This is a genomic window from Cyclobacterium roseum (assembly GCF_010119225.1).
GTDB lineage: Bacteria > Bacteroidota > Bacteroidia > Cytophagales > Cyclobacteriaceae > Cyclobacterium > Cyclobacterium roseum.
In genome coordinates this window covers 285,233-302,650 of the sequence record NZ_WNKF01000001.1, presented here as the reverse complement: position 1 = coordinate 302,650, position 17,418 = coordinate 285,233, and the positions used below count along the sequence as shown (strand labels likewise).

Below are 17,418 nucleotides of genomic sequence, written 5' to 3'. Positions count from 1 at the left end.
GGCGCGTTTCATTTGAATTCCAGCGTAATAAAGATAAAAATTTCTTTGATCTTCTTGTTTTAATAATTAAATTTTGGTTTGAAATAAAAAGGCATTAGATCTGACTTATCTTATAATCTAAATCAGTATGAACAGGATTTTTGGACTACTTCTGGTAGCTTTGGCCGTCCTGGTGATCATCGTATTCTTTGCCAATCCTGAACTGATCGAAACCGTTTGGTTTTGGCTGGTTGGCTTTATTGGATACATCATTTACTTTTCTAGAAAAGGACTAAAATCACTTAAAAACCTTTTTAAAAACGATCGGCCCACTCCCTTCGCTCTCACACCTGAAACAAATAAATCCCCTTCGGGAAAAAATAAGGAAAGGGAAGAGCTGCTTAAAAACCTCCCCGAAACCGATCCGGAAACCTGGGAATTTCTGGCCAGTTCTGAATTAACTCTTTTAAGGTACCTGGATGACGGCAATACGAGTCTGGGCCTATTGTACCTGGGAAAGCAGTTTTTCTGTTATACCCTGGAAGATACCCACCGGGATGAAAAATTACCCGGTGGTACGCGAATACCAGAAGGAAAGTATCCCTTATCTTTCAATCCAAGCTTAACTGAGCTAACCAAAAGGTACCGGAAGCGATTTCCCTGGTTTGAGTACCACATAGAAATCAAAAATATTCCCAATTACGAGTTGGTCTACATTCATATCGGAAACAGCCATCAGGATACCAGGGGATGCATACTCCTTGCCGACGGAGTGAATACCGGTTCAAGTGAAAAAATGGTCACCCATTCCCAGCGGGCATTTGAGCGCTTTTACAAGAGAATCTATCCTAAAATTACCTCTCAGAAAGGCCTTGCAATCAAAATCCTCAATGAAGATTGGATGGAACGAGCAGGACTCAGGCAGAAAACCCTGGAGGCTGTCAACAACTAAAAAAAACACCACCTATAGTCCCTTTACACATGGAAACTGCTGATAACAAACCGGAAGCTACAGAAGAGAAGAAAAAGGATTCTTCTGAAAAAAAGTATGTACTGCTACATATTGGCTCCATTTTCTTAATAATGCTTGCTGTATTGCTATTTATAGTCCCGGGAATGGAGTCCGCTAATTACGGCATTGCATCCGGACTGGTAGTAGTCGTTGCGCTCGTTTTTATGTATGCGCTATTGGCAAGGTATTTTAGTCCAAAAACTAAAGACCGTAATCCCAATTTCAACCCCTATCATACCTTTTTTTTCAAGGGCACTGTTATTTTATCCACTCTTTTGGTAACCTTCGGAATCCTGGGAGCTTTTTTCGTCTATATAGAATATAATAATCTGTTTCAAGCAGTGGGATTGGCAACCTCTGTCATATGGATTGCCTTGTTTCTTATTTATTTCATGTGGTCGGTTTACCACTACAACATTAATTACGGGCTAACGGATCAAGATTGGCAGCGGATCTACGATGCAAAAGACAGGCATAGTCAGGGCTTGCCGGTGAAAGCTTCCGAGATGAGCACTCCTGAATATAATCCCTACCGAAGCCAAACCTTTGGACTGCCTCCCGGAACGGTCAGGGGAATGATTGCTTTTACGCTGTTGATGGGAGGAATGGCCTTGTTGATAGTAAGTTTCGGCACCCAATACTCCGGAGTGGATTCGGCTTTGCTTAGCCAGCAGTTTGAGTTTTTTGAAACCGCATTTTTAATGATGATTGCCTTCTATTTTGGAGATAAATCGTTGAAGTACCTTCAAAACCGCTGGAGCCAGAGGGGAGCGGCCGAAAATCAAAACCAAGCTAATTCTGAGCAGGGTGCAGCACCCTCCCAACCTGGAAAATGGCCCGCATTCCAACCCCAAAGCAACCTGGATATCGATGAAAACACCTTTAAAATGGATGATTCGGCCTTCGCCGCCAGAAATCCCGAATCCGAAGAGGCAAGCCAGCTAAAAGATCAGCGGGTTTCCCTGTCGACCGGTTTTGATGTGCCGCCGGAGGATTTTCAGTTTCCGGAAGAGTTTGTTCAAATAAAAGATAATACCAACAGCAAAGTCCTAAGCGATATGGACATTCGGATGGCATTGGATGAATTGGAACAGCGGGAGCAGGTAAAACTCAGCCTTCCAGTGATCAAAGCGGTAATTGCGGTAGAATCTGCCGGCAGAGGGCATTTAGACGATGGCCGTGCCAAAATCCTCTTCGAGGGACACAAATTCTGGCATTGGCTGGAAAAATCGGGGAAGGATCCCAAAGCATTGCAGGCCGGAAAGGAACACCTGATTTATGAAAAGTGGACAAGAGAACATTATCAGGCAGGTGCCAAAGAATACGAGCGCTTGGAACAGGCCAAAAGCATCGATCTTAAAGCGGCCGTTTACGCCACTTCCTGGGGTCTTTTTCAAATTCTGGGTGAAAATATGGAGCACTTTATCAAGGGAAGGAAATACAAAAGCGTCGAGGAATTTGAGGCACGTCAACACGAGTCGGAATATTTTCATTTCCTGGATTTTCTGGAATTTATCAAAACCAAAAAAGTTCGGGGCAAAACTTTGTTAACTTATATCTCCGAAGAAAATCAGGGTAATTACGATTGGGAGTCATTTGCTTATGGATATAATGGCAGCGGGTATAAGGTCAATCAATACCATCTGAAAATGAAAAACCATTACGAAAAATTCAAAAAGGAACAGACATGGATGGCATAAAAAAAGTATTGCTCCATGGATGGACTGGGGTGATTTTCTGTTGGATTTTCTGCTCCTGCCAGCAAGATGAAAGAGGCTTGGTAATTGGTAAAATACAGCAAGCCAGCGACCTGGTGGTTTCGGAATTTGTCATCGATAAAGTAGTATTCGGAAAAAAAACCAAAAACATACTATTTATCCCCGTGAATGAGGCCTCTTTTATGGCCTATTCCCGGGCAAGCATTAAAACAGGAATCGATTTGAACCGAATAAAGGAGGGAGACATCCGCATCGACGGAAGCAAAATAAACGTAAACCTGCCTCCCATTGAAGTAATCAACTTTTCTTATCCTCCGGATAGTTTTATTGCCGACACGCTGATTTCAAACCCAGATCGCTTTTTAAATAGCATAAATTTAGAAGATCAGGAAACATTTTTCAGGATGGCGGAAATGGATATTCGGGATCACCTGCCCTATATGGGATTGGTGGAATCCAGTCAAAATCATGCCCGAAAACTCATGCATACGGTTTTAAAAAGCTTTGACTTTGAGGAGATCTACATTCAATTTGAAAATGATTCGTTGGTGATTCGTCAGGTAAACAGTCCTGATAATTTATTAGAGCCATGATACGTCAGCTATTGCATAGCGCCCGTTTTGTTGTGGAGATTCTACTGGTAATTCTCGTAGTTGGATTGGTCTACTGGTGGAATCCGATGAATATCTTTGGAGGAAAACCAGGGATTGAATCGACCGCAAACATCATATCGGAGGTACGTGAAATGGGGGAATTGATTACTGCCGAATATTACGGGGAAGTGGTGGCTTCCATTGATGAAGCCCAAATGGATTTGCTTCAAGAACCGGAAATCCGGGCGCAGGCGGAGCTTACCTTTGATGAACTACGGCTTGAACTAGAAAATCTTCGAAATTTTCATACCCTTTCAGCGGATAACCGGATCGAATTAGGAGGTGAATCCGGCGACCTGAAACGTCGAGAGCGTAAAAGAATCTTTGTTGATCAGGTTGGCCGGAAGAACATTCTAGAAAAGCTGTATTTTCTGGGAGAATGGGATCAAACCAGTCAATTGCTACTTTATGAGGAAGTGCTGGCCTTCCTTTTTCTGCAATTCCAAGGCGAAACAAATTCCTCGGTAGAACAATTAAATGATCGGGAAACCCGGCAAATCCTATTGGCCCTGTATGAAAATCCCGGAAATAACTGGTGGAATACAGATGCGTTTCTGACGGCCTATTTTGGAAACAGACTGGCCGCTCTTTCTCGCAGGGAGGCCAGAAAAAAATTAGCTATGATTGGGCGGGGAACGGTAAAAGCCGGTTTTGATTTTCAAGGAATGAGTGAAAACATGTACCACTACGATGAGGAACTGAGCGAGCTTCATTTCTTTGGGTTTGCCCCAAAAATACTCAATGCAGACATCAACCCCTGGTTCATCCCTGAAAAAGGCATTCCTGGTTTTGATATTTTGACCTACAATGGAAAGGTGGATTTCAACGATAGTAAAAAAGTAAAAAGCTATGCGGTCCAAAAGCTGACCATCAATGCCCGGAATGCTGGAATCATAAAACAGGCCGAAATTCATGGCGGAGAAACGCTGAGCAGGCTGTTTACCTTACTTACCGGAAGAGAGATCAAACGAGTGGTCTTCCACCATGACGAGATCATTCAGTTGACGGAGGATATCACCAGTGATTACTACATCAGCTATGAAGAGGCTTCTCATTTCGAAAATACCATTGAAAAGGAGCTACTTGTCATAGATTCACTTAGAAATGCGAGTGAAGACCGGTACAATAACCGGAATCTGGCAACCAATAAATGGAACACCTTATTACTGATGGTTCGCAACATGCAGGAATTCGAATTTGAATCCGAGGAATTACCTTACCACTATTATTCCACCTTCTGGTACCGTATCTGCAGGGATTCCATCATTGATCAGTCAGAATGGAGGGCTCTGAAAAAACAAGCACTGAATTCCTTTCAAAATGATTCGGAAACTTCCTCGATCTGGGCCCTTCAGGACTCCTTACTGCTCCCCTCTCAATTCAGTGCCGGGGCCTTGTCTCTTTATCAAACGGGTTTACCCATCGGAGAATTTCGTCCAGATACGCTTTCCGTCGAAGCATGGAAGAACAAGGAAAAAGAAAGTGCCAAAATCAGAAATATTTCTTACCAGGAGGATGAGGTTATTTATGAAGAATTTTGGCCTCAAACCGGTCAGCGGGATAGTTTACTACAACTGATTTTCCCCATTAAGTACAAGCCTGAAACCTGGGAATCCTGGATTACCACTAAATCCAGCATCACTACGCTTGCGGATAAGGATACGATCAGCGCCTTACCATCAAATAGGGATTCTTTTTGGGTCGTGGATCAAAGTCAACCCGACACCTTGTTTCAATTTAATATGTCGTTTGATAAAATAAGCTATCCGGAAATCGTACTACCTGATTCACTAAATTCCTTGCAAAATGTAGCTATTGATGATTGGATTATTTTTAGGAGTTCACAAGATTTACAGCATGACCTGGAGAGCCCCAATCCAATACACCGGCTTTCTGAAGAGCAGGTTGATCTTTTGAAAACCTTTCTCGAACAACTCTACACACAGCACCACTCCTACCACAATCGAGATTTCCTGACGCGAACCAAAAGCTGGTTTGCTGAAAAATGGGAACGTAAATCCGGCATTACGGATGAAATTCCATCGCCATGAATTGGAGGAAACGTTCGAGTTAAGAACGCACTTAAAAGCCCGCTGTATCGTCAGTATTTTTACCACCCCCTGTCTCCTCTTCCTGAAAACAGGAGGGGGCTGGGGGGAGGTGATTTGATGTGACTCTTTAATTTTTTTAACATGTTGAAATTCAAATATTTAAAAATAAATATTGTCATCCCAATTTCTGCGTTTTTTAAAATGCTAGGTCTACCGATGACGTTTTTACCACCCCCTGTCTCCCCCTCCTGAAAACAGGAGGGGGTTGGGGGGAGGTGATTTGACTCTTTATTTTTTTAACATGTTGATTTTTAAATAGTTAAAAATAAATACCGTCATCCCGATTTTTGCGTTTGAAAAAAGTTAATTCTCGAAATGACGGTTTTATAATAAAAATAGGTCAAACTCACGTTGAAGGAAGGAGCTTGCTCATATTATCTTCGAATACGTTTCAAAGACATTTCCTGCGAAGAATTTCCCAAAACTGGCAATGGCCTTGATTCCTTCCTCCTTTGATCTGGGATGAATGGCCTTAACGGTTCTTAGTTGGCGTAACAAGTCAGCCACCTTAATTACCAGCTTGCCCTTGCCCAGTATTTTTCCATCAGGACCAGTGCCCTCGTAGAGTGCTATGAAAAGCGTGGTGGTATCTTTCCAGGCATCCACTACGTAATCGTTTTCAATGTCTTTAAACCCTTCAAAATAATAGTCGCCGCCATCCGGACTTAACAAGTTTGCCATGTACCGCATCTTTTTTTGCCTGCTTTTGGCTTTTTCCTGAACAAAGAGGTTAAACTCCCCTTGATAGGCAGTCAATGCGTCTTCAAACAGTGATGGAACGCTCATAGAACCCAACATGGCACCGGGGTGGTCCTCCCTGGCTACAAATTCATCCATATCCTCCGTTTGAATCGTAAGCGTAAATTCGAAAGGGGTATTTTCGGCCTTTCCTTTTTCATAGCCTGCGTCAAAATCAGCTGTTTCACCCCAACCGATGAAGCCCTTCATGGTTTCCGTAAACTGAACCCCCGTACCTGCGGGCTGTTCTCCGGGAGATACCCTATGTTTTTCCTCAAATTCATCTGATAGCTCGTATCCTTTTTCCTTAGCGACGAGCTCACAAGCCCGTTCTGCCAGCGCACTGATGGTTAACAACGGATTCGTGCCTACCGGCCTGGGTATGATCGCTCCATCCATGACGTACAATCCTTCATGCAGCGCATTTCCCGTTTCTCCTTCAAATACCTGCCCCTTATGATTCACGACTCCAAGATCCGCAGTATCTGCCATGCCACAACCACCCAGGGGATGTACGGTTACCAGATCATAGTTCATTAATCGGTTCCAGGTAGGGTTGGGTATCTTGGTCCCTCCAAGGGCCTCGGTGGCTTGATACATTTCACTGTTTACCTTTTTGAAAATCTCCTGCTTTCCTACCCCTTCCCAATTGATGGTCAGTTTGCCTTCCTCATTCATTTTTAGGGTACCATTGCCATCGTCATGAGTCATTACCAGGTAGACCTGACTTCGCGCCAACGCCCCATGAAAGGGGCCCAAAAACAGGCTTCGTATTTCACGCCATTTTTCTTTAAAATAATCAATAAAGCCCCTATCCGAATCTTTTCCCACCAGCCGTGAAAAAGTAAAGAGGGCTTTGGGCATGAGGCCACGGATAGGGCCCGGAATGGTGCCTTCTTCGAGGGTCATCCCGTCTTCCAGCTTCTCACGCTCCCGCAGGTCAATGACACTAGTAATACAGGGACCCACATTGGCGATCTGCTCCGTTCCTTTTTTCCCGAGCCCGATACCATTGATCCGAACATCGTTATTATAGCCAAAACCTAAAACATCTCCATTTCCCGTAAACCGATGCCCCAATTTTTTGGACACATTCAACCCTATTTTGGCAGACCGCAACAGAATTTCGGTGGACCCCAGGGAACCCGCGCCAAGAATTACATTTTTTGCCTTAACAAATAACAAAGGTGCATCAAACAAGTCCCTGCCTATACCGATCGGATGGAAATATACCTGCCAGTGATCCTGACCTTTTTTAATATGGCGGACATTAATTTCCGTGAAAATTTCTGCCCCGTGGGAGCAGGCATCGGGGAGGTAATTCATCGCAGTGGTATTCTTAGCTCCAATGTTACAGCCTGTTACACAATCCCCGCAATTTGTACATTTGGGTTGATATACACCCACATGATTGGTCTGATCTTCGAAATTTACATTGATATCGAGCAGCCGAAAAGGAGCCGACATGTGGGCTGCCGATTTTCTCATCGCCTCAGTCTTTTTCAGCAGTGGATATCCGTTTTTCTTTTCCGGGTAGGGATTTGGTCTCAACATTTTCCGGGCTCGGGAAACTCCGCGCTTGAATGAATCCAAGTCCTCCCGAATGGCTTGGGGCCAGGCATTATCATCCATTACTCTCGATTCAGGTTCAATGGATACATTGGCATTTACCAGGGAAGTACCGCCCAGTCCACAGCCTTTAAAGACATTGATACCACTGCCCATGGTAAATTCGTACAAGCCGTTTTTTTCCAGGTTGCCCGATTTTCCACCGATAAAGTTCATTTCTCCGGAAGCCTTAAACAGCGTATCGGGAAACTCTCCTGGCAAAAATTCCTTGCCTTTCTCAAAGAGGCAGACCGACTGACCACACCTTGCCATTCGGGATGCGGCGATACTTCCACCATATCCTGAACCGATGACCAGGTAGTCATAGGAGGATTTGAGGGCGGTTAATGGTTTAGCTAATCTTTTCATTTTTTATAACTATTGGATCTTCAATCAATTCATAGGATACAGGTCCCCCTTCGAATCTTGGATTTTCTTCAGTACCCGTGTTTTTCCAATTGCGTACCACCTTTTTCAGACCGATAGGATAAATGGTTACGCCTTCCCTGGAGATCGAGAGACGTAAGAAATTTTTATACCCCTCCCAGCGATAGGAAGAGGATGCTTCGGTAATATGATTTTTTAAAACTAAAACACTAAAGGTAAGGTACACACCAAATAGTATTCCGCTGATAATGCCCCCTACCAGTATCATTTCTGCCATGAACAGTAAAACCTGGTCGGGATTATTTACCCCCATACCCAAAGTACCAAGATTGGTAAAAGAAAATAGCCAAAGTAGAAAATAAAAATTCATCAAGTGCAACCCTCCGTGAATGGCACCGGCGATGTAATTCAGGTTTTTCCTTCCCGACTTGGTATCTGTAAAAAGGAGTATCCCAATAAACAGCAGTAGGTTTAGAAATAATGCTGCGGGGTGATGACTGATCCCGGAAATAATGACCCCAAAAAACGCCGAAAAATCCCCGTCTAATAAGTCCAGGCTGGCCATTTTCTCCATAATGGAATCCGGGCTTTCCTCATTTGACTGAAGTATCCAAGTAGTAAACGTATGAAAGATACCAAAGAAAAATAGCATGGTAAGGCTAAAATAGGGAAAAATCAAGTTGAGAAAACTCAGTTTAACCGAATCCCCTTTTGAAGGAAAGACTTTTTTCAAGGCCGCAGGTTGCCCTTTCAGGCTTTCGATTTCCGCTTTTAGGGTATGGGTTGGATGCATAAAAGCTCCTCCTCCCCCGGCTGTAATTAATTGACAAGGCCTTTCTTTCTCTTTTACCGTTTCATACCGGGCATAGTGGTGAAGGTCCCCGGTCAGGATGGCTATTACCTTCAGGGACCTATTTTTTTCTTCGTATTCCGCTTCCCCTTTTCCAAAAAGCACCCTGTCAATGAAAAACTGCAAGCGATCAAATGACCCGTTATTTTCATCAAAAGACTTGTATACCCAGGAAGGCTCCGCAGTGCACAAGATGACTTTACTTTGGCTGGTGAAATGTTGCCTGGCAATTTCCCTAAAGTAACAGATCTGCGGGTAATCTATATCCGCATTCAGTTGCACATCTATCCCTACCAGCCAATTATCATGAGGCAATTTTAGCGCAAAGTAACTCCTGTTTTGTTGCGTTTGCCAGTTACCGAGGGAACGCTTTTGCGTAAATAACCGAAGAAAATTGGTCAATCCATCGTACCAGTCATGATTTCCGGGAACAGCAAAGACATCTGGCCGGTTGGAATCATTTTCATCTTTGGGAAAAGCGGCGTTGTAGGGTCCTCGCAGACGGTTGTTGTATTCGATAGGCTCCGGTGTTGGATAGACCTCATCCCCTCCCATTACCAGCACTTCTCCCCTTTTCAAGGACTTGCCCCTCAAGGTCAATGATTCTCTGGCCAATAAATCGGCCAGCGTAAAGGTAGGATTGAACCCATCTCCCAAATCTGAAATAAAGTCCAGCCACATTTCCTCCCTATCCGAATAGTCATAAAACTGGATTTCCTGATCCAGGGCTGCCTGGAGTTCCCGCCTATCAGCAAAATTTCCGAACACGGAAGAAAGCACCGTTTTGACACCTGTGAAGGCTAATTGCTTGGGGTCATACCAATTGACCATCGGTTTTCTTTCAAACTTCATTGTACAACATTTTTTTTAACATTTTAAATTTAAACCCTATTCCTCCGCCAGCTCCGTCGCTCTTTTTTGCCAATGCCCTCCAAAACCCCTTTATTCTGGATGCAAAGGACTGAAAGAGGGTACCTTCCATAGCGATTTCCAGATCCACATCCCCTTTGAGATACAAGACCAGCTCCAGCTCCTTAAAGTCCATCCCCAGCATCCAATGCCAGGGACTATTGGCACGAAACCGGGCCACTACCAGGCATACCCTGTTTTCGATCATCATACTCGTTTCTATTTCATAAATAAAAAGTCCGGATGCGTTCGTTTTTCGTCGAAACCGCGTCTCAAACCCACTGTACTCGCGATCTAAATGCGCAATAAAAAGACTGGTAAAAACATCCATTCGCCCATTTTCAGGTAGATCAGCATACCGTAAAAATACATACATCGTTACCCGATCGACCTTTTCTTTCCAGGCCAATTCGCCAGAAAACTGAAGCCGAAACCCAAGGTAGTTTCCAATAGCAGGTGTGCTGGTCAAACCCTCATTCAATTGGGCACCGGCTTCAGGGATATCCGACAGGTATTTTTTAGCATCCTGATATCCCATGTTTATCAGGTCCCTGGAAGTAATTTTATGAAAAAATAAATCCGGATCAAGGGGAAGGGGAAGCGGCGGGTGTATAAGGTGAACTTCAATAGGCCGCTGCTGTCCGAATTCAGACTCCCCTCTTTGTATTCCTTTATTAATCCATTTTATTTGTTCAAATTCTTCCCATAAGGCTCCATTGGCGCTCATTTCAATGGAATGCACATATTGGTTCAATGCCCCTGAAAGATAGTCGGAGTGGTTCCCTATTCCCCAAATTACCCAAATTTCTTCTGCACCCCGTCTGACTGCTTCCATTAGGTGGGCATCTTTGATCCAAACGGCATCAATAAACCACTCGTCGGATACTTTTAATGCAGGCATCACAATGGGTAATGAAATTCCTGCCAGCAGGTGATTTTCATGAAGGTCCTTCGTCGGAATGGCTTGTACCACTTTTTTCGAATAGTTACACAAGGAGAAGGTGATAGGAAGTCCCTTTTCCCTTATCGTATCCATTCGAATTTGAAAATGGGGTAGCACCTTGGTTCGAATGGCATCCGTATCTCCCATTCCTTTTAGTTTCCAGGGAGTTAAATAATCCCAGAATCTAACCGGAGAAACAAAATGGGCTAGATTCAAACGAATCCAATTATTTCTCAAATCATCCACCTGCTGCCCGGATGCCAGCATCGCTGCATTGAAGATGCCACCGGAGGTACCGTCCACATGATTAAATTCCAGCCCTTCCTCTTCCAAAGCCTTCAAGACTCCCACCTGATAAGCCACCCTAATGCCGCCACCTCCTAAAATCAGTGACTTTATGGCTTTTGTTTCGTTATGGGATTCTTGGATCAGCATGGGGTTAGGTTGTCAGCGAAAGCAGCTCGTTTAAATAAATCTAGCCATTATAATTCATCTTTATCTGAACGGAGTATTTTCAGGTAGAGTAAAAAAACAATCCCTGAAAACAAATCAAAAAGGGCTACTCCTAGGGCCAGGGCAGAAAATAATCCCTTAAAAACACCAATCGCCACGGCGATAAACGCGCCAAATTTTTGAATGGCAGACCAGAGAATGATCTGCCTGTTACTTACGGAACTGTAGACAGCATGTAAGACCATTCCACCAAATAGGGCCATAAACATCCCAACGATGGCGAAGAAATGGGCGGCTTCCGGACTGCTACCGGTTTTTCCCACAAAACCCAGAATAAACGTCGGTTTTACTAACTGAATCAATCCGGAAAAAAGGGTGATAAAGCCTATTAATACCACCAAAAGCTCGATGTATCGGGTGGAAATGCCGAAAATTTTATCTTTATTCATGGGTTTTCTGTTGATGGGTTGGTTTTGCTTTAGCGATAAAGAAATACATGGTAATACCCCACATAAGCGTCAGGATTATCCAGCGAATGTCATTTAGCCACATCCATTCCCGGAGCAGTACCTGGAGGGTCGCTTCGTCGCTTACCCCAGCCTTAAATTGATTGTTGATGTCCTCTATATAAGCTTGTTGAACGATGACAGGAGCCAAAAGTCCGGGTATCCAGGCAAGGGGAACCCAGCGGAGTCCCGTCTTCCATTCCGAGATCAGCATGATCACCAATGCAGCGGCCATAAGGGGAATGGTGATGAAAAAAAAATTCGTTGCCAAATCCGTTTGTGGAATAATGGCATCGTAGTAATTGTCGAGCGTTAGGGTATTGGGGTAATTCGGAAACCAAAAGAAATGCAAGGACCAAAACATCCCCAAATAGATGGATGCACAAAAGAAAATATAGGCATTATTCAGGTCAAGGAGGGTTTTTTTGATGGGGTTCATGATTGTGCTTGACTAATGGGTTTGGATTCGAAATTTCTCGTAATCGGTAGTCGAAGGCGGCGGCAGCCATTCCTCGCTAAAACCGAGTGGGTAGACTGTTTCCAATCCTTCCGGCATGCTTTCAGGCGGATCTTCATACGTCATAAACCAGCATTGGAAATGGTCATCCAGGATACCATTCGTTTCAGGCATAAAAGTGGTAAAAAAGGGGTCTGGGTTTAAGTCAATATGCTGTAGAGATGCTACCCGGGGATGGTCACCGATAAAGAGCTTCCCCTTTGCTTTTCCGAATAAGTTGATTCCCGCCTTGGATTCAAAATAAATGTAGGAGGCCATCAGCATGTTCCGAAACCGGCAATAATTCGTGGCTCCCACTTTTAATTTGATGGAAGGCGAACGGGGTTTTTCGATTTCAATTCTAAAGGCAAATTGCCCATCCTTTTCATACTGGCTACTCACCTGTTCCGGACTTTCTATAAAATCCAGGTTGGCCTGATGTTTGGGCATACCCCATATTCCTTTGCCCCCCTTCACTGAAATCTCACTACTTACCGGCAAATCCAGAATGTATTGACCTGTTCCATAATGTCCCAGTAAAATGGAATTTAAAAATCGTGGAGCCGGCTTGGATCCATGGGTGCATGCGATGGCTATACTATATTCAATGTACTTTCCGATGCTGGTATCCAGGTAATTAATGACGGTGATTAACAGTGCTGCTCTTCCATTCGGCAGCTTTAATGCATGTATTTCATTGCCGGGCAACAACTCATTGGCTTTCTCCCAATCACAGGAAAAACCAGCCATTAATGCTGGCGACCGGGATGAGCTTACGGGCATTTGGTAGGGTATTCCGTCTACATGGGCGTATCTTCCGGTGTATCGTTTGATTCTCTTGGGGGGCATAGCTGGGAATTATCCAAGTTCTAATTCATTGATCATTTTTGGAAACACATCAATGTGTGCATTTTTTCCGAAAAATACATCCAAATGACTGTAGCCTTCCAATAGGTACAACTTGTGGAAGTCTGGCTTTGTACTTTCCAGAAACCGAAATGTTTTTTCCTGGCTTTCTGATAAAAAACATTTGTTCTTTTTTCCCCCAAACAAAACCATTCTGGCCGCTGTTTTGGGAGGTTCTGATACGTAATCACGATCTTCGTTATTAACGGGCGTCAATGCTCCGTGCCGCACACATTTTTGCATGTGCCTGAAAAAGGAAAGGGGAACATGCGCAAATTCGTACTGTATCCAATCCTTGGTTTTCTCGTCCAGATTCTCCAATTCCCAGAGCGCTGGGAAACCGGAACCGTAAGTAAAGCTAACCATTTTACCCACCGTGGAGTCCTTTTCCCAGTGGGTGGCTTTTACAAAAGCCAAAATAACTTTAGATTTAAAATCGGGAGCTGCAAGGCCCCACTGAGGATCGAAATAGTCGAAAAACCGACTTACTATGGGAACCAATAAGTTCAACTTGAATTTAGAAAAGGCCGGAACGATCGGATGTAGCGAAACCGCATTGCTAATAATCAATTTTACTTCCGGAATCAACCCCATAACGGCCGACATCATAAAACTGGTGCTGCCCTGACAGTGAATAATCGCTTTTATCTCTTTCGAACCGGTAATTTCAGCCACCTTTTTCACGGCTGCCGGATGGTCATTTCGGGCAACCTGATCCAGGTTCCACTCGTTAGGTTCCAGGTGAATACTCCCCCTCCAATTTTCTAACCAAACGTCATATCCTTCTTCTGCCAGTTGAAATATGATATTATTCTTGGAAGGGGGGTTAAAAATATTGCTACTTACACCGGCACCATGCACTAATATGACCGGTCCTTTAGTAGCTTTATTTGATTTAAGACGCTTCAAATCACATTTAAAGCCATCTAATGCCTCAAATTCTATGGTCTCAAAATAAGCTGTCATATGAATTGTTTTTCACAGGATTAATTTAACAAAATAAAATCAATTCTTCATGTAAATTTCCGGGATTTTTACCAATTAAAATAAGGCGTATCTATCAAATTCCATGCATCTGACGGTATCAATAAATATTCTATCTTTGATTCAAATTAATAAAATTTAGACCATGAAGCGAATACTTATTCCTTGTGCCATGCTATTAATGATTGTGATGAGCTGTAAATCAGACCTTAACTCTTCGGAGGAACAGGATATCCGGGAAATAAAAGCCATGAGCCAGGCAAGGGCTGATGCCTTTAATGCTGGTGATGCGGCTGCTATTGCCACTTATTTTACCACCGACGCTGTTCTAATGGCACCTAATACCCCCAAAAAAATAGGTCCTGAAGCCGTAGAAGCCTATTATCAGGAAATTTTCGATAACTACAGAACAGGTTTAGAAAGCGGATATGACGCCGTTCGGGTTGACGGAGATTTGGCTTTTGGCAGGGGCTTTGCCAAGGTTACTCTCTTCTCCAAAACAACTGGAGACACCACCTACGCTACCTCTAAATACCTGAATATCCTGGAAAGACAGCCCGATGGAAGCTGGAAGACAACCCATGATATTTGGAACGCTAATGAATAGCGAACCAAACGGCTATCGAATAGCAGTCTACTAAAAAGGATCCACATCCACCAAAAAACGAACCGATCTGAATTTCTTTTCGGCCTGCAGCTCCATAATTTTTTCCATTAATTGCTTTTTGAAATATTCCTGAACCGAGACTGATTTTTCCAGTTTGATCCAAATTTCAAAGAGGTACAGGTTTTTAATTTTTCCAATTAATGATTTTTCCGGACCCAAAACAATTTTTTTGGCTTCAATAGCCGTTACCAGATTTTTTAGGTGAAAGGCAGCCGTCTCCGCTGTTTTATAATCTTTGTGTTTGGTCGTCACCTTAATATTTTTGATAAAGGGAGGATAAAAAAACTGCTTGCGCTCACGGATCTCCTGTTGGTAAAAATCTATGTAATTTCCACTCATTATCTGATTGAAAATCAGTTGATCAGGCCGCCGGGTCTGAATCACTACATCGCCTGTTTTCTCCCTCCTTCCGGCGCGTCCAGCCACCTGGGTAATCTGTTGAAAAGCCCTTTCCCCTGACCTGAAATCCGGGAAATATAAAATACGGTCGGCATCAACGACTCCCACCAGGGAAACCCGGTCGAAGTCCAGGCCTTTGGTGATCATTTGGGTGCCCACCAAAATATCCACATTCCCCGCCCCAAAGTCTTCTAATATCCGTTGGTACCCGTATTTGCTGCGGGTTGTATCTAGGTCCATTCGCGCAATGCGTGCCTCCGGAAATAACAAAGCCAGGTTCTCTTCAATTCGTTCCGTGCCTACGCCTACAGTGGTCAATTTATGACTTCCGCAAGCCGGGCAAGCCTTGGGTAGCTTTTCCTTAAACCCACAATAATGACAGCGGAGTTCTTCCTGATATTGGTGGTAGGTGAGACTTACATCGCAATGCTCACACTGTGGGATCCAACCGCAATCCTCACAAGAAATATAAGGTGCATAACCTCTCCTGTTCTGAAAAATTAACACCTGTTCCTGCCTGTTCAGGGCATCTTGTATTTTTTCTCTTAGAATCCGGGTGAAATCAAGTTTCAGCAGGTTTTTCTTTTTGTCCTTGAGTATATCGGCCAAATGGAAGTGGGGAAGCTCGGCATTTCCATACCTTTTGTCTAGTTTCACATACCCGTATTTTCCGTTTTGAGCATTGAAGAACGATTCAAATGCTGGCGTGGCAGACCCCAAAACGGTTTTGGCCTGATGCATCCAGGCTAGCATGATGGCCGCATCTCGGGCCTGAAACCGGGGAGCCGGATCAAATTGCTTGTAGGAAGGTTCGTGTTCTTCATCTATGATCACCAGACCCAAACTGTCAAAAGGTAAAAATAAGGAGGACCGGACACCAATAACAAAATTAAACCGCCCCTTGAGCACTCCCTGCCAAACCTCTACCCGCTCATTATCGGAGTATTTGGAGTGGAAGACTCCCATCTTGTTCCCGAATACCTTTTTCAAGCGAAATACCAGATGGGTGGTCAGGGCAATTTCCGGGAGCAACAATAATACCTGCGAGCCACTGTCCAATACTTCCTTTATCAGCTCAATATAAATCTCCGTTTTGCCAGAGCCGGTAATGCCATGGAGTAATAGCGTGTTTTTGTCCTCAAATTGCCTATGAATTTCCCCCACGGCTTCCTGCTGAAGCGGGGAAAGGGTGATCGAATCATTGCCAGTCGCCTGTTCATCAAACCTGCTGATCGTTATCCGAAAGGATTCCAGGATCTCTTTCTTAATCAAGGTATCGATGGAACTCTGCGAGCAGCCTGCATCTATCAACACCTTTTTTAGCAGCCCGGCATCATTCAACTCGGGCTTTTGAAACACCGGAATAAGCTGTAAGTATTGGAGCAACACCTGCTCCTGTTTTTGTTTCCCCTTTAGCTCCAAAAAAAGATCCTGCAGCTTATTTTCTCCGGCAAGAAATCGATTGGTTAATCGGATTCGGTGCTCCGTTTTAGGACTGTATTTTTCTTTGACCGATTCGTAAAGAAGCACGGCTCCCTTTGAAAGCAGGCTTTTAATAATCTTATGACTTATTTTTCCGGGCAGCATTTGCTCAAACTGCTCCACCCGCATGTCATCATGTTTGGCCAGCGTTTCTAAAACCAGTAGTTCCCGATCGTCCATGGGAAACCCTGGGGCTTCCGGATCAAAATTAGGATGCAGGTGCACCCTGCTTTCGGTAGATAACTTTAGCCCGCTAGGAAGCGCCGCATTCATCACCTCCCCTATATGGCAGCAATAATAGCCCGCCATCCAGTTCCAGAATTTGATTTGTAGCGCGTTGACCACGGGAAAATCATCCAACACATCCAAAATAGCTTTGGCCTGGTAGACTTCCGGTGCTTTTTGGTGAACCTTTGCCACAATACCGGTTAGAATTTTGCGATTACCGAAGGGTACCATCACCCGGTACCCAATACCAATTTGCTCCTGAAATTCAGCTTCTACCTTATAGGTAAACCATTTTGGAATGGGTACAGGCAATATGACATCGGCGTACATGGACTTGGATGTGGCTGCCGGGTAAGTATGCGCGAAAAGATCCTCCAATATATATTTGT

General features: G+C 44.0%; 13 protein-coding genes. 5 read left to right on the top strand and 8 right to left on the bottom strand.

From position 1 onward, the window contains the following. The first annotated feature begins 127 nt into the window (after positions 1-127). The 4 genes from GJQ68_RS01140 to GJQ68_RS01125 are packed head-to-tail and all read left to right on the top strand — an operon-like array spanning position 128 to position 5,413. A complete protein-coding gene (locus GJQ68_RS01140; RefSeq protein ID WP_162415470.1) occupies positions 128-931 on the top strand; it encodes a DUF5675 family protein in 804 nt (267 codons plus the stop codon). A gap of 29 nt (positions 932-960) precedes the next feature. Beyond that, complete coding sequence (locus tag GJQ68_RS01135; RefSeq protein ID WP_162415469.1) at positions 961-2,691, top strand: N-acetylmuramidase domain-containing protein; 1,731 nt, start codon at positions 961-963, stop codon at positions 2,689-2,691. Beyond that, entirely contained in the window at positions 2,679-3,302 is a 624-nt protein-coding gene (locus tag GJQ68_RS01130) for a DUF4230 domain-containing protein (protein ID WP_162415468.1), read from the top strand. The genes GJQ68_RS01135 and GJQ68_RS01130 overlap by 13 nt, the downstream gene beginning before the upstream one ends. Continuing rightward, entirely contained in the window at positions 3,299-5,413 is a 2,115-nt protein-coding gene (locus tag GJQ68_RS01125) for a DUF4230 domain-containing protein (protein ID WP_162415467.1), read from the top strand. Before GJQ68_RS01130 ends, GJQ68_RS01125 begins: the two co-directional genes overlap by 4 nt. 429 nt (positions 5,414-5,842) lie before the next feature. Here the strand turns inward: GJQ68_RS01125 and GJQ68_RS01120 are convergent, their stop codons facing one another. From GJQ68_RS01120 to GJQ68_RS01090, 7 genes are read right to left on the bottom strand one after another with little or no spacing between them, the layout of a single operon-like run. Continuing rightward, positions 5,843-8,188 carry a GMC family oxidoreductase N-terminal domain-containing protein gene (locus GJQ68_RS01120; protein ID WP_162415466.1) on the bottom strand — a complete coding sequence of 782 codons (2,346 nt, stop codon included), beginning with the start codon at positions 8,186-8,188 and terminating at the stop codon, positions 5,843-5,845. Next, positions 8,172-9,908 carry a metallophosphoesterase gene (locus tag GJQ68_RS01115; protein ID WP_162415465.1) on the bottom strand — a complete coding sequence of 579 codons (1,737 nt, stop codon included), beginning with the start codon at positions 9,906-9,908 and terminating at the stop codon, positions 8,172-8,174. The genes GJQ68_RS01120 and GJQ68_RS01115 overlap by 17 nt, the downstream gene beginning before the upstream one ends. Then, positions 9,898-11,343, bottom strand: coding sequence for a patatin-like phospholipase family protein (locus GJQ68_RS01110; RefSeq protein ID WP_162415464.1), 1,446 nt, complete (start codon positions 11,341-11,343; stop codon positions 9,898-9,900). The genes GJQ68_RS01115 and GJQ68_RS01110 overlap by 11 nt, the downstream gene beginning before the upstream one ends. Before the next feature lie 47 nt (positions 11,344-11,390). After that, a complete protein-coding gene (locus tag GJQ68_RS01105) occupies positions 11,391-11,810 on the bottom strand; it encodes a patatin (RefSeq protein ID WP_162415463.1) in 420 nt (139 codons plus the stop codon). Continuing rightward, entirely contained in the window at positions 11,803-12,306 is a 504-nt protein-coding gene (locus GJQ68_RS01100; RefSeq protein ID WP_162415462.1) for a hypothetical protein, read from the bottom strand. Before GJQ68_RS01100 ends, GJQ68_RS01105 begins: the two co-directional genes overlap by 8 nt. A 12-nt stretch (positions 12,307-12,318) precedes the next feature. After that, a complete protein-coding gene (locus GJQ68_RS01095; RefSeq protein WP_162415461.1) occupies positions 12,319-13,212 on the bottom strand; it encodes an acetoacetate decarboxylase family protein in 894 nt (297 codons plus the stop codon). Positions 13,213-13,221: 9 nt separating this feature from the next. Continuing rightward, positions 13,222-14,235 (bottom strand): lipase family protein, encoded by a 1,014-nt coding sequence (locus tag GJQ68_RS01090; RefSeq protein WP_162415460.1) that lies wholly within the window; start codon positions 14,233-14,235, stop codon positions 13,222-13,224. A gap of 163 nt (positions 14,236-14,398) precedes the next feature. Between GJQ68_RS01090 and GJQ68_RS01085 the strand changes: the two genes are divergently transcribed. Further along, a complete protein-coding gene (locus GJQ68_RS01085) occupies positions 14,399-14,860 on the top strand; it encodes a YybH family protein (RefSeq protein ID WP_162415459.1) in 462 nt (153 codons plus the stop codon). A gap of 30 nt (positions 14,861-14,890) precedes the next feature. On the opposite strand, the gene priA is transcribed toward GJQ68_RS01085, so the two are convergent. After that, on the bottom strand, positions 14,891-17,407 hold the full coding sequence (gene priA / locus GJQ68_RS01080; RefSeq protein WP_394351262.1) for a replication restart helicase PriA: 2,517 nt from the start codon (positions 17,405-17,407) through the stop codon (positions 14,891-14,893). Positions 17,408-17,418: the final 11 nt, after the last annotated feature.